The sequence below is a fragment of the Amycolatopsis japonica genome (genome assembly GCF_000732925.1).
Taxonomy (GTDB): Bacteria; Actinomycetota; Actinomycetes; order Mycobacteriales; family Pseudonocardiaceae; genus Amycolatopsis; species Amycolatopsis japonica.
Window position 1 is genome coordinate 7961846 of sequence record NZ_CP008953.1, and the last position, 12825, is coordinate 7974670.

The window sequence follows — 12825 nt, forward strand, 5'->3', positions numbered from 1 at the left end:
ACCGTAACCGTGATCTGTATCGCAGGGGCGGGGGCTGAAGGGGACTTTCCCCGCATGCGATGCGAGGAAAGCGTCCTTCACCGCGTCTTATGCCGGGAAAGTCCCCTTCAGCTCACGTCTCGAACTTGTAGCCCAAGCCGCGGACGGTGACCAGGTGCCGGGGCGAGCCCGGGTCCGGCTCGATCTTCGACCGCAGCCGCTTCACGTGGACGTCGAGCGTCTTGGTGTCGCCGACGTAGTCCGCGCCCCACACCCGGTCGATCAGCTGCCCGCGGGTGAGCACGCGGCCCACGTTGCGCAGCAGGTACTCGAGCAGGTCGAACTCCTTGAGCGGCAAGGAGACCTCCTGGCCGTCGACGGTCACCACGTGCCGTTCGACGTCCATCCGCACCGGCCCGGCGGTCAGCACGAGCGGGGCGAGGTCGCCTTCGGAGCCCGGCTCGCCGCCGCGGCGCAGCACCGCCCGCACCCGCGCGATGAGCTCACGGGCCGAGTACGGCTTGGTGACGTAGTCGTCGGCGCCGAGTTCCAGCCCGACGACCTTGTCGATCTCGCTGTCGCGCGCGGTCACCATGATCACCGGTACCGCGGAACGCTGCCTGAGCTGCTTGCAGACGTCGGTACCGCTCATACCGGGGAGCATGAGGTCGAGCAGGACGATGTCGGCGCCGTTGCGGTCGAACTCCTCGAGCGCCTGCTGCCCCGTCACGGCGACGGCGGCGGTGAAGCCCTCTTTGCGGAGCAAGAACGCGAGCGGGTCGGCGAACGACTCTTCGTCCTCGACGATGAGAACCCTCGTCACAGGTTTCCTCCATGGTCGGGGCTTTCTTGCCCTGTTGCCACGAGACGGGGTGTCCGCTCGGGGGTCTTCTCCGGCCGGGAGGCCGGCGGAGCCTGTTTCACGGGCGCGGCCGGTTCGGCGGGGATGTGCGCGGGGATGCGCAGGGTGAAGGTCGACCCGGTGCCGGGACGGCTCCACAGGCCGACCGAACCGCCGTGGTTGGCGGCCACGTGTTTGACGATCGCCAGCCCCAGCCCGGTGCCGCCGGTCGCCCGCGACCGCGCCTTGTCCGCGCGGTAGAACCGCTCGAAGACACGCTGCTGTTCGTCCTCGGCGATCCCGATGCCGCGGTCGGTCACCGCGATCTCGACCTTGCCGTCGACCAGCCGCCTGCTGATCGACACCGGGCTGCCCGGCTGCGAGTACGCGACGGCGTTCTCCAGCAGGTTCGACAGCGCGGTGACCATCAGCGTCCGGTCGCCCTCGATGAGCAGTCCGCTGGCCGCGTCGGTGGTGATGGTGATCTCGGCGGATTCCGCCGAAAGCGTCGTCCGGCCGAGCGCCTCGCGGACCACGGCGTCGACCTCGACGACGTTGAGATCGGGCAGCCGCTCGGCGCCCTGCAGCCGCGACAGCGCGATCAGCTCGGTGACCAGCTGGCCGAGCCGGGTCGACTCGCGGAGGATCTTGCCGCCGAAGCGGCGGACCTCCTCGGTGTCCTCGGCGGCGTCGAGGACGGCCTCGGTGAGCAGCGCGATGGCACCCACCGGCGTCTTCAGCTCGTGGCTCACGTTCGCGACGAAGTCACGCCGGACGGCTTCGAGCCGGATCGCCTCGGAGTGGTCGACCGCCTCGACCACGGTGAACCCGTCGCCGAGCGGGCGGACCTCGCCGAGGACGGCCTCGGGCTGACGGCCCCTCGCCTCCAGCGGGGAAAGGTCGATCTCCATCGGCTCGTCGGTCTCGACCACCTGCTCGGCGGCCTTGCGGGCCCGTGGATCGGCCTGGTTGACCTTCACCAGGCCGAGTTCGTAGGCGCGCGGATTGTGCAGGACCATGTCGCCGAACCTGTTGAGGACGACGACGCCGTTGTTGCTGGACCGCACGAGGCGTTCGAGCAGTTCGGCCACGGTGGGACCGGTCGGTCGCCGCTCCTCGCGGCGGGCGCGGCCCCTCGCGATCAGGAAGCCGAAAACCACACCGACGATCAGTCCGCCGACGGCCAGGGCGAGTGCAACAGGCGTGGTCACAGGGGAATCGTAAGCGCGTGGGTAGTCTTTTGGCCTAGTCCCGGCCGCGTACTCGTGATGCCTATGACACCTGGGGAGCCCCTGTTCGCCTGCAGGTCGGCCGCCGTTCACGTGGCCGATCCCTGGCCGAGATCTCCTGGGTGAGCCGGGTCACCCGAACCGGGGACATCGTCGCCGCGTGATGCCCGGATTCCGACTTTCGTCGTGATCGCTCACCGGTGAATAGCGACGTTCCCGTCACGGCCCCCGGGGAATGTTGGAAGACTGTCGCCGTGGAACTCGTCAGTGACATCTCCCTGATTCGCGGAGAAGAAGAGCTGTTCGACCGGACGGCTCATCTGTTCGTCGCGGCGACCGACATCGCGTGCGCGGCCGACGACCTCTACACCTGGGCGCTTTCGCGGCCGTCGCTCACGCAGCAGGGCGAACGGCTGGTGCACGACAAGCGGATCCGCAAGCTGTACCGCCCCGGCGTCCTGCTGAACGAGCAGACCGCGCAGCACCTGCACCACCTGTCCGGTCTCGGCGCGCAGATCCGGATCGGCACCGAGGAGATCAACGAGACGATCCTGCTCGACGAGCGGGTCGCGATCATGGCGGGCGACGAGGGCAAGGCGGTGCGCTCCTACAGCGTCATCTCGCGCCCCGAGCTGGTGCAGGGCATCCTGTCGCTGTTCGAAACCGCCTGGCTCGCGTCCACCACCCTGGAGACGTTCGACGCGCGGTTCGCCGACATCCGGATGGAGGCACCGCAGATCCTCGAGTTCCTGACCACCGGCTGCAAAGACGAGAAGGCCGCGAAGAGCCTCGGCATGGGCGTGCGCACCTATCAGCGTCGCGTCTCGGAGCTGCTGGTCGCGCTCGGCGTGACGTCGCGCCTGCAGGTCGACGCCCGGGCACGGGAACTCGGCCTGCTGTGAAGCGCTGGGCGGGGTTGGCCGTGCTGCTCGCGCTCGCGGGCTGCACCACCACGGTCTCCGGCACCGCCCGGCCCGAACCGGAGAGCCCGCCCGCGAACCTCGCGCTGGTGGATCCGGCGAAGACGGCGTCCGTGCTCACGGCGGTGAAGACGGCCGCCGAAGCGGTGTTCTCCTACGACAGTACGGCCGTGCCCGCCTACGAGAAGGCACTCGCCGACAACGTGACGCCGGGCGCGCGCGACGAGCTGGCGAAACTGTTCGCCGAGGTCCGGAAGTCGGCCGAGCCGATCAAGCTCGTGACCAAGGTGATCGTGTCGGCGGCGGTCGAGCAGACGCCGGACAAGGCGCGGGTGCTCACCGTCCTGGACCAGAGCAGCACCAGGGCCGGTGCCACCAGCAAGGGCATCGCGTCGGTGCTGCTCGCGACCGTCCGCGAGGGTGACCGCTGGCGGATCGGCGAGGTCAAGGTGAATCCGGCGGACTCCCCGCCCGCGGCGGAGAAGCCGGGCGCGGGCGACCGGGTGTTCGCGAGGGTGCGGGATTCCGCGCGGGACGGTGCCCTGCGCGCCGCGGAAGCCCTGCTGAACGTGAATCCGGCCGACCCTGAAGGCACGTACGCCCGCTACGAGTCGGTGTCGACCGGACAGTTGTTGACCCAGTTCCAGCAGGACAAGGCGGCTCGGCTGAACCAGATCCGGTCCGGCGGCACGAAGGCGTCGCCGGCGCCGAACCCGGCCGCGGCGGTCATGGAGGTCGTGGACGACAAGGCGAGCGTGCTGCTCTTCGCGACGTCGGACGTCACGGACGCGGCCGGGCAGGCGTCGAAGCGGTACCTGCCGATCGTCCTGCGCCTCCAGCGGCTGCCCGAGGGGTGGAAGGCGGCCGGCATCGAGTCGGTCCAAGCCCTCCCCTGACGCAATTCGTCCTCTGAACGCGGTGGTTCGAGAGCGAACTACCGCATCCAGAGGACGAAATGCGTGGGTCTAGCGGCCCTGGTTCGCCACGGCGGCCGCGGCTTCCTTGGCGGCCTCCGGGTCCAGGTAGGTGCCACCGGCGGTGACGGGCTTGAGGTCTTCGGTGAGGTCGTAACGCAGCGGGATGCCGGTCGGGATGTTGAGCCCGGCGATCGCGTCGTCCGAGATGCCGTCGAGGTGCTTCACCAGCGCCCGCAGCGAGTTCCCGTGCGCGGCGACCAGCACGGTCTTGCCCGCGCGCAGATCCGGCACGATCTCGGACTCCCAGTACGGCAGCAGCCGCGCGACGACGTCCTTGAGGCATTCGGTCAGCGGGGCGGCGTCGCCGAGGTCGGCGTAGCGCGCGTCGCCCACCTGGCTGAACTCGTCGGCCGGGTCGATCGGAGGCGGCGGGGTGTCGTAGGAGCGGCGCCAGAGCATGAACTGCTCCTCGCCGAACTCGTCGAGGGTCTGCTTCTTGTTCTTGCCCTGCAGCGCGCCGTAGTGGCGCTCGTTGAGGCGCCAGTCGCGCTTCACCGGGATCCAGTGCCGGTCGGCGGCGTCGAGCGCCAGGTTGGCGGTCGAGATCGCGCGGCGCATCAGCGACGTGTGCACGACGTCCGGCAGCAGGCCGGACTCCGCGAGCAGCCGCCCGCCCTTGCGCGCCTCCTGCTCGCCCTGCTCCGACAGCGGCACGTCCACCCAGCCGGTGAACAGGTTTTCGGCGTTCCACGTGCTCTGCCCGTGACGCAGCAGCACCAGAGTCCCAAGCTCAGCCATGGGGTTCAGCCTGCCAGAGGGAGCGGAAGCGCCGGTCAGAGGGCTGCGCTTGACCTTGTTTCTACGGAGAGTGCGTTACCCGCGAGTAACACCTTCACCCGTCCAGAAGACGGGTTGCCAACAAGTCCCGTTCCCTGGAAATCAGGCTGCACTCCGTTATCCCGGTTTTCGAAGTTCACTCGAACGGAGTAACCGGTAGTCTTGTGATTACAGGTGGAGATCTGACAGGTTGACTAAGTCCCGCGCGGCCGGATTCCACGCACTCCCCGGCTCGACGCGGGTGACGACCGCGACTCGTCTCCCCCCTGCCGAGTCGCGGCGCCCGCCGGCCCCGTTGGCATCCCCCTCGTCACCGGGTCCACCTTGGCGGGAACTTCAGCGGGGCGGCTCGAGATCGCGACTCCCCCCTCCCTCGAGCCGTCCCGCCTGTTCACCTTCCGGGCCCTCGTTCGTGGCAGGTATCCACTGCCGGCGCCGGGGCGGCGGTTTCGTGTGACTGAACGGACGACACGCGTGTCGGAATGGACGACACACGTGATTGAGCGGACGACTCGTGGCGGAACACCAGCCGGGGTCGTGTCGTCCATCCAGTCACACGTGCCGTCCGCCGGATCACGCGTGTCGTCCATCCAGCCCCGAACGGTCACCGGGGGCTTGGTCGGCTCAGTCCAGCGGGGGCGCGGACGGCAGATCCGAAGCGGTCGCCATCGCGGGTTCCGCCGGACGGCGCCGCTTGCGCAGCCACCACACCAGCGCGGCCACGGGAACGCCGAAGACCAGCAGGAACGGCGCCATCGCGCCGATCGCGGTCAGCAGGCCGCCGCCGAAGGTCAGGAAGGCATCCCAGCCGCCGGCCAGGCCGCCGAGGAAACCGCTGCGGGACTCCTCCGACGCCGCGACCGTCTCCGCCTTCACCTGCAACGAAATCGTCGACATGGCGACACTGCCCGCCAGGCTTTCGCGCCGCTTCTGGAGCGACTCGAGCTCGGCTTCCCGGCTCGTCAGCTCGCTCTCCACCGAGGCGATCTCCGAAACCGACGTCGCCCTCGCGAGCAGTGCGCGGATGCGCTCGACGCTCGCCCGCTGGGTGGCCAGCCGCGATTCGACGTCGACCATCTGCTCGGTCACGTCCGTCGCGGTGACCTCGCGCCGGACCTGCTTCCCCAGCTTCCCGAGCTGGTCCAGCACGCCATCGAGGCGTTCGGAGGGCACGATGACGTTGACCGACGCGCGCTTCTCCTGGGTGCTTTCCTGCCCGGTGTAGCCCGCGGCGCCCTGGGTGATGACGCGCACCTGCGAGATCACGTCGGCGACGTTCGGGGCGGTGAGCTCCAGGCTCGCCGTGCGCACCAGCTTGCGGTCGGTGATCCCCGGCTGCCCCGCGGGCGCCGGGGCCTTGTCCGAACCGGCCTTGCTGTCGGTGGCTTCCTTGTTGGGCACCCCTTCTTTGGGCGCCGCCTGCTTGGTGTCCGCCGACATCGGCATCGCGGCCGACTCACCGCCGGAATCGTTCGCCGAACAGCCCGCCAGCGCCAGCACGATGCCGGCGGCCGCGACCCATCTCACTCGCTTGTGCATGAAAACCGTCTCCCTCCAGTGCTGCGGAAAGAGACGGAACGGACGACGGTGCCGTTGCACCGTCCGGGTCACGAGTCGGTCAAGGCTCCCGGTTCGTGCCCGTTCGAAGGCTCGACGAGATGTTTGAACGCCTGCAGGTTCGCCAGCGACTCGCCGCGCGAGACGCGCCAGTCCCATTCGCGTTTGATCGATTCGGCGAACCCGAGTTCCAGCAGCGTGTTGAAATCGCCGTCGGCGGCCTCCAGCACCTGCCCGAGGATCTTGTCCAATTCGGCTTCGGTGACCGTGTCCAAACCGAACCGGCCGACCAGGTAGATATCGCCGATCGCGTCCACCGTGTAGTGCACGCCGTACAGTTTCGCGTTGCGGCGCAACAGAAAGCGGTAAACGTCCTCATGGGACTCGTCGGGACGGCGGCAGACGAAGGCTTCGACGGCGAAAGCGTGGTCACCGGCGACCAGCCAGCAGTTGGTCTGCAGTTTCTTGGTGCCGGGCAACGTGACGAAGTACCTTCCCTCGCCACGCCTTTCGTATTCCAGGCCTGCATTGTCCAAAGAGGACCGCAAGGTCTCGTCGAGCGTCAAACCGCCACCTCCGCGCGCTGTTCGAGGGCACGCCGGAACGCGCCGGTCGCCTGAGCGTACGTGTCCAGCAGGCGGTCCGTCGTCCGGCGCCAAGAGAAACGTCGCGCGTGGACGACGGCGTTGGCCGAAAGCTCGGCACGCCAACCGGGCCGCAACGCGACGTTCGCGAGCGCGCCCGCCCAGTCCTTCGCGTCGTGCGACGGCACGAGCAGCCCGGAGACGCCATGCGGGACGGCGACCGGCAGCCCGCCGACCTCCGCCGCGATCACCGGCGTCCCGCAGGCCTGCGCCTCGAGCGCGACCAGCCCGAACGACTCGTTGTAGCTCGGCACGGCGACGAGGTCGGCCGCGCGGTAGACGTTGACCAGCGACCGGCCCGGCTGCGGCGGCATGAACCGGGTCTGCGCCTCGATCCCGAGGGAAACGGCCAGCTCGCGCAAGGCCTGCGGCTGCTCCAGCCCGGTCCCGGACGGGCCGCCGACGATCAGCACCACCAGCCGCGACGCCAGCTCCGGCCGCTCGCGCAGCATTTCGGCCGCGGCCAGCAGGAGGACGTCCGGCGCCTTCAACGGCTGGATCCGGCCCGCGAAGGCCAGCACGATCGCGTCCGTCGGAAGACCCAGCGCCCGGCGCGCGGCGGCCTGGGAGCCGGGCGTGAAGCGGTCGAGGTCGACACCGGGCGGGATGGCGTGCACGGCGTGCGGGTCGGCGTCGTACAGCTCGATCAGCTCACGGGCCTCGACGCGGGTGTTCGCGACCAGGCAGTCCGCCTCCTCGACGACCTGCTCCTCGCCGATCACGCGGGTGCGCGGCTCGGGGGTGTCGCCCTCGGCCAGCGCGGCGTTCTTGACCTTGGCCAGGGTGTGCGCGGTGTGCACCAGCGGCACGCCCCAGCGGTCGCGGGCGAGCCAGCCCGCCTGGCCGGAGAGCCAGTAATGCGAATGGATGAGGTCGTAGTAGCCCGGTTCGTGGAACGCCTCGGCCCGCAGCACCCCTGCCGTGAAGGCGCACAGCTGCGCGGGCAGCTCGTCGCGCCCCAGCGGCTCGAACGGCCCGGCCGGGATGTGCCGGACCAGCACGCCCGGCGCCAGCTCGGCGACCGGAGGCTGATCCGAGGACGTGGCCCGCGTGAACACCTCGACCTCGACGCCCCGGCGGGCCATCTCGGTGGCCGTCTGGCTCACGTAGACGTTCATGCCGCCGGCGTCGCCGGTACCCGGCTGCTCCAGCGGAGAAGTGTGCAACGACAGCACCGCGACGCGCCTGGGCGCGGCGTCGAACCCGTGCAGAGGGATCGTCACCTGGTCAACACTCCCGAAGTCCTACTGATCGGCGAACCCGCGCAGCAGTTCACCGAACTCGTCCGCCGCTTCGGCGAACGGCAGATGCCCCACCTCAGGTAGCCAACGCACGACGGCCCCCTGAATCTTCCCCGCCGCGTATTCCGCGGACGTCGGGTCGATCACAGCGTCCGCGAGACCATGAACGATAAGTGCCGGTTTGTCCAGATCGCGCAGCACGTCCTCGCTCCCGACGTCACGCCGGAACAGCGCGGAGCGCACCGCGGGCGGCGTGGAAAGGCAGGCGCCGAGCAGCGATTGGGTGAGCGTGCCGGACACCGGGGCGGCCGTCATCCGCGCGCTGAACTGCACCAACGCGGGAATCGCGACCGCCGGATCGTCGGAAAGGACCGCCGGGATGGCGTCGCGCATCGCGGGCCCGACCTTGCCGCCGGGACGGTTCTTGCCGATTTCTGTGATAGCGCCCACAAGAACGACGCCGGCGAGCCGCGAAGAGCCGTGCACCCGGAGGTAGTCGGTGATGACCAGGCCGCCGTAGGACCAGCCGACGACGATCGCGTCCTCACCGGCGAAGTCGAGAACGGAGGCGAGATCCTCCGCCCAGACGCGGGGATCGTCGTAGCCGGCGGAGGGCACTTCGGAGTCCCCGTGCCCGCGCAGATCCATCGCGACCAGGCGGAACCGCTCGCTGAGCGCGGGATCCGCCAGCTGCGGCGCCCACGCCCGGCTCGACTGGGCCCAGCCGTGCACGAACACGATCGGACGGGTGTTCTCGGCGCCCTCGACCCACAAGCCGATGCGGGTCCCGCCGTAGCCGACTACCTCGGTCTTCATGCACCGCAGCCTAGGAGGTCGGTCCCACGGTGACCCAAGGCGCTTTTGTCTTTTGAAGTCGCGCGTCTTGGCCGCGAGGCCCCGCGAACGTGGCTGCGGGCCGCCCTCTGCGGAACCGCCGCACTCAGTGCCAGGCCACGGCCCGTAGACACGTTCGCGGTCGCGCGATTATTTGACAGCCGACAGGGCCTTCCAGGACTTCCAGTCATAGAACCAGTTCTTGACGTCCGATTTGGTCGGGCTGCCCAGTTTCGAACCGGTGATCTCGACGGGGTCGCCGATCATCGCCGAGTCGAAGTACTTCTTGGCGTCCGCTTCGAGCAGGTTCACGCAGCCGTGCGAGGTGTTGGCCTTGCCGATGTTCGCCGCGTTGTCCTGGTTCTCGTGGATGTACTCGCCGTTGTTCGAGATCCGGCAGGACCACTTCTTGTTGACGTTGGTGTAGCCGTAGCGCGCGTTGTCGAACCGCGCCGTCGGCTCCTTCGTCATCACGATGAACGTGCCGTTGGGGGTGTTGCGCTGGACGTCGCCGTCGAGCCCGTTCGAGCACGGGTAGCTCGCCGACTCCGACCCGCCCCGGTAGACCTTCATCACGTGGTCCGGGGTGTTGATCTTGACCACCTGGTTGCGGCCGATCTTGAACTCGGTGGTCACGTCGGCCTTGCCGTACGCGCCGCCGCCGAGCGCGACGCCGTAGAGCTTCGCCTCGACGTTGACCTTGATGTTCGCGGGCCAGTACTCCTTGGGCCGCCAGTCGACCTGGGTGTCGGACAGCCAGCCCCAGGAGCCCTCGACGTCCTTGTCGGTCTTCACCTTGAGCGCCTTCTCGGCGGCCGCCTTGTCCTTGACCGGGGACGCGAACTTCACGCTGATCGGCATCGCGACGCCGACCTCGGCGTCGTCGGTCGGGTTCAGCGTGGCGCGAACCTCCTTGGCGGGCTTGACCGTGCTGAACGAGCCCTTGAACTCGGCGGGCTTGTTGTCGCTGCCGGTGGCCTTCGCGGCGTACGTGTACGTCTTGCCGTAGCCGAGGACCTCGGTGCTGGTCCAGGTGAGCCCGTCGGCGGAAAGCTCGCCCTTGACGTCCTTGCCGCTGTCTCCGGTGACCTTGACCTCGGTGAGCTTGCCGTCGGCGACCTTCACCACGACCGGCGTCACCACGGACGCGTCCTTGGCGTCGGCGGCGGGTTCGGCGGTGATCTTCGCGACCGGGGCGGCGCCCTGTTCCCCGCCACCACTGCCTTCCGGCTTGGCGTTGCCGCCTTCTTCGCTGGAGCAGGCGGCGGCCAGCATGGCCGCACCCGCGGCGAGCGCGGCCTTGAACACCGTGCGCCGTTCGATCACCGTGTACCTCCCATGAAGATCCCCGCGAGCTTCTACCCGCTCAGCGCCGGGAACCCCTCCGACGTTACCCGCGGCGACGGAACTCACCCTCGCCCCTCAGAGTGATAGACGCACGAGGGTGGCGTCGGGTTGTTCGGTCAAAGCGCGCAGTTGATGAGCAGGGGTTCAGGGTGCAGCGAAACGCCGAAGCGAGCCTCGACGCCGTCGCGCACTTCGCGCGCCAGATCGAGCAGGTCCTGGGTCGAGGCCTTACCCCGGTTCGTGAGCGCGAGCGTGTGCTTCGTCGACAGCGAGACCCGGCCGCCAGGCCCTTCGTGGCCCTTCGCGAATCCGGCGCGCTCGATCAGCCAAGCCGCGGACAGCTTCGTGCCGCCGGGCGCCGGGTACTGCGGCACGCGCACGTCCTCGCCGACGACGTCCACGATGCCTGCCAGCACCTTCGCCAGCCGCGCCTCGCCGATGATCGGGTTGGTGAAGAACGAGCCCGCGCTCCAGGTGTCGTGGTCGTCGGCGTCCAGGACCATGCCCTTGCCGCGACGCAGCCCGAGGACCGCTTCGCGTGCTTCGGCGGCCGGGACCCGGTCACCGATCTCGACGCCGAGCGTGCGGGCGAGTTCGGCGTAGCGGATCGGGGCGGAGAGGCCGTCTTCGCTGACTTTGAACCGCACTGTGAGCACGACGCCCGCGTCGGTCCCCTTCAGGATCGACGTGCGATACCCGAAGCCGAGCTCTTCGGCGGTCAACGTGCGGATTTCGTGGGTGGCACGGTCGTAGAGATCGACCGAGACCAGGGATTCGGCCACCTCGCAGCCGTACGCGCCGACGTTCTGGATCGGCGTCGCGCCGACCGAACCGGGGATCCCGGAGAGGCATTCGAGCCCGCCGATGCCCTCGGCGACCAAGCCCTCGACGAAACCGTCCCAGTTCTCTCCCGCCGCGACCTCGACGAGATCTCCGTCACGCGTCCAGCCGGTGTTGCCGACCTTCAGCACCGTGCCCTCGAAACCGTCGTCGGCGACGACGAGGTTCGAGCCGCCGCCGAGCAGCAGGACCGGCTCGCCCGCTTCGTCGGCCTCGCGGACCGCGTCGACCAGGGCCTGCACGGTCTTCGCCTCGGCATAACGCCGCGCCGGACCGCCGAGGCGCAACGTGGTGTGGTCGGCGAGGGTGGGAGTTTCGGCAGTGCTCACGCCCGTGAACGGTACTGTCTGGCGCCATGGCCTCCCGTATCGAGCACCGCTCAGCGTTCTCCGCAGACCTCGCGACCACGTTCGACGCGGTCGCCGGCGAGGCGGCGCTGCGGGCGCGGCTGGAGCAGATCGGCGGCGACGACGCGGAACTGCTGGAGTACGTCCCGGCCGAGGACGGAGTGCGTTACAAGCTGCGTCAGGGCATCAGCTCGGACAAGCTCCCGTCGGCCGTGCGGACCCTGCACCGGGGCGACCTGATCGTCGAGCGCGAGCAGAGCTGGAAGGCGGCCGGGGACGGCTACACCGGCACCGCGACGGCGGCGGTCTCGGGCGTGCCGGGCGAGATCACCGCGAAGACGTCGCTGACCGCCGAAGGCGAGCGGACGACGCTGGTCAACAGCGGCCAGGTCAAGGTGCGGATCCCGTTCGTCGGCGGAAAGCTGGAGGGCGTGATCGCCGAACAGGTCACCAAGCTGCTGGAGCGCGAGGCGGAATTCGTCGCGAAATGGCTGGCCGAGCGCTGAAACCGGTCGGGGCACCGACACGGGGCACGACCAACCCCAACCGGCTCCGGCGGGTGGACCGGTGGCTCGCGAGCGATCCGGGCGTGACGCGGCTGCTGCACCGCGCCGACGAACCGCTCGTGGTGGACCTCGGCTACGGCGCCTCACCGGTGACCACGGTCGAGATGGCGCGATGGCTGCGCACGGTCCGTCGCGACGTCCGCGTGCTGGGCCTGGAGCTGGACGCCGAACGGGTCGCCGTCGCGCAATCCGCCGTCGACAAGCCGTGGCTCGACTTCCGGCGCGGCGGTTTCGAACTGGCCGGGACGCGGCCAGTGCTGGTACGCGCGTTCAACGTCCTGCGACAGTACGACGAAGCCGAGGTCCCGGGTGCCTGGTCGCTCATGCTGGACGCGATGACACCGGGCGGGCTCCTCGTCGAAGGCACCTGCGACGAGATCGGGCGGTTGAGCACCTGGGTCGCCGTCGGACACGACGGACCGCGCACCCTGACCCTGTCGGTACATCTCGCCAGCCTGGAACGTCCGTCCACAGTGGCCGAACGACTGCCCAAGATCCTGATCCACCGCAACGTTCCCGGCGAACGCGTCCACGAACTACTGTCCACTTTGGATACCTGCTGGGCGACGGCGGCGCCGCATCAGAACTTCGGCGTCCGTGCCCGCTGGGCGCACGCCGTCCACCTGCTCACCGCCCGGGGCTGGCCGGTGCTGAACCGGCCGTCGCGCTGGCGGCTGGGTGAACTCACGGTGCCGTGGTCCTCGGTGGCCCCGGACTAGGAATTCA

General features: G+C 69.3%; 13 protein-coding genes. 4 read left to right on the plus strand and 9 right to left on the minus strand.

Annotation, left to right across the window (positions count from 1 at the left end):
* Positions 1 to 112: 112 nt before the first annotated feature.
* Together AJAP_RS36810 and AJAP_RS36815 are read right to left on the minus strand one after the other, a co-directional pair.
* Positions 113 to 802 carry a response regulator transcription factor gene (locus AJAP_RS36810; RefSeq protein ID WP_005167072.1) on the minus strand — a complete coding sequence of 230 codons (690 nt, stop codon included), beginning with the start codon at positions 800 to 802 and terminating at the stop codon, positions 113 to 115.
* Complete coding sequence (locus tag AJAP_RS36815) at positions 799 to 2031, minus strand: sensor histidine kinase (RefSeq protein ID WP_038520162.1); 1233 nt, start codon at positions 2029 to 2031, stop codon at positions 799 to 801. Before AJAP_RS36815 ends, AJAP_RS36810 begins: the two co-directional genes overlap by 4 nt.
* 272 nt (positions 2032 to 2303) lie before the next feature.
* On the opposite strand from AJAP_RS36815, the gene AJAP_RS36820 reads away from it, so the two are divergent.
* Both AJAP_RS36820 and AJAP_RS36825 read left to right on the plus strand, forming a co-directional pair.
* Positions 2304 to 2951, plus strand: coding sequence for a hypothetical protein (locus AJAP_RS36820; RefSeq protein ID WP_038520163.1), 648 nt, complete (start codon positions 2304 to 2306; stop codon positions 2949 to 2951).
* The gene (locus tag AJAP_RS36825; RefSeq protein WP_038520166.1) at positions 2948 to 3865 is read left to right on the plus strand and encodes a hypothetical protein; all 918 of its coding nucleotides are present in this window, start codon (positions 2948 to 2950) and stop codon (positions 3863 to 3865) included. Before AJAP_RS36820 ends, AJAP_RS36825 begins: the two co-directional genes overlap by 4 nt.
* A gap of 69 nt (positions 3866 to 3934) precedes the next feature.
* Here the strand turns inward: AJAP_RS36825 and AJAP_RS36830 are convergent, their stop codons facing one another.
* The 7 genes from AJAP_RS36830 to AJAP_RS36860 form a co-directional block, all read right to left on the minus strand.
* Positions 3935 to 4684, minus strand: coding sequence for a phosphoglyceromutase (locus tag AJAP_RS36830; RefSeq protein WP_038520169.1), 750 nt, complete (start codon positions 4682 to 4684; stop codon positions 3935 to 3937).
* Positions 4685 to 5347: 663 nt separating this feature from the next.
* Positions 5348 to 6262 carry a DUF4349 domain-containing protein gene (locus AJAP_RS36835; RefSeq protein ID WP_038520171.1) on the minus strand — a complete coding sequence of 305 codons (915 nt, stop codon included), beginning with the start codon at positions 6260 to 6262 and terminating at the stop codon, positions 5348 to 5350.
* A 68-nt stretch (positions 6263 to 6330) separates the two neighbouring features.
* Entirely contained in the window at positions 6331 to 6846 is a 516-nt protein-coding gene (locus AJAP_RS36840) for a type III secretion system chaperone family protein (RefSeq protein ID WP_038520174.1), read from the minus strand.
* Entirely contained in the window at positions 6843 to 8147 is a 1305-nt protein-coding gene (gene mshA, locus AJAP_RS36845) for a D-inositol-3-phosphate glycosyltransferase (RefSeq protein ID WP_083649906.1), read from the minus strand. Before mshA ends, AJAP_RS36840 begins: the two co-directional genes overlap by 4 nt.
* 21 nt (positions 8148 to 8168) lie before the next feature.
* Positions 8169 to 8981 carry an alpha/beta fold hydrolase gene (locus tag AJAP_RS36850; protein ID WP_038520177.1) on the minus strand — a complete coding sequence of 271 codons (813 nt, stop codon included), beginning with the start codon at positions 8979 to 8981 and terminating at the stop codon, positions 8169 to 8171.
* Between the two features lie 168 nt (positions 8982 to 9149).
* The gene (locus AJAP_RS36855) at positions 9150 to 10325 is read right to left on the minus strand and encodes a L,D-transpeptidase (protein ID WP_038520179.1); all 1176 of its coding nucleotides are present in this window, start codon (positions 10323 to 10325) and stop codon (positions 9150 to 9152) included.
* Positions 10326 to 10462: 137 nt separating this feature from the next.
* Positions 10463 to 11515 (minus strand): UDP-N-acetylmuramate dehydrogenase, encoded by a 1053-nt coding sequence (locus tag AJAP_RS36860; RefSeq protein ID WP_038520182.1) that lies wholly within the window; start codon positions 11513 to 11515, stop codon positions 10463 to 10465.
* Positions 11516 to 11541: 26 nt separating this feature from the next.
* Between AJAP_RS36860 and AJAP_RS36865 the strand changes: the two genes are divergently transcribed.
* Positions 11542 to 12039, plus strand: coding sequence for a DUF2505 domain-containing protein (locus tag AJAP_RS36865; RefSeq protein WP_016330902.1), 498 nt, complete (start codon positions 11542 to 11544; stop codon positions 12037 to 12039).
* Entirely contained in the window at positions 12021 to 12818 is a 798-nt protein-coding gene (locus AJAP_RS36870) for a methylase (RefSeq protein ID WP_038520186.1), read from the plus strand. Before AJAP_RS36865 ends, AJAP_RS36870 begins: the two co-directional genes overlap by 19 nt.
* Positions 12819 to 12825 lie beyond the last annotated feature (7 nt).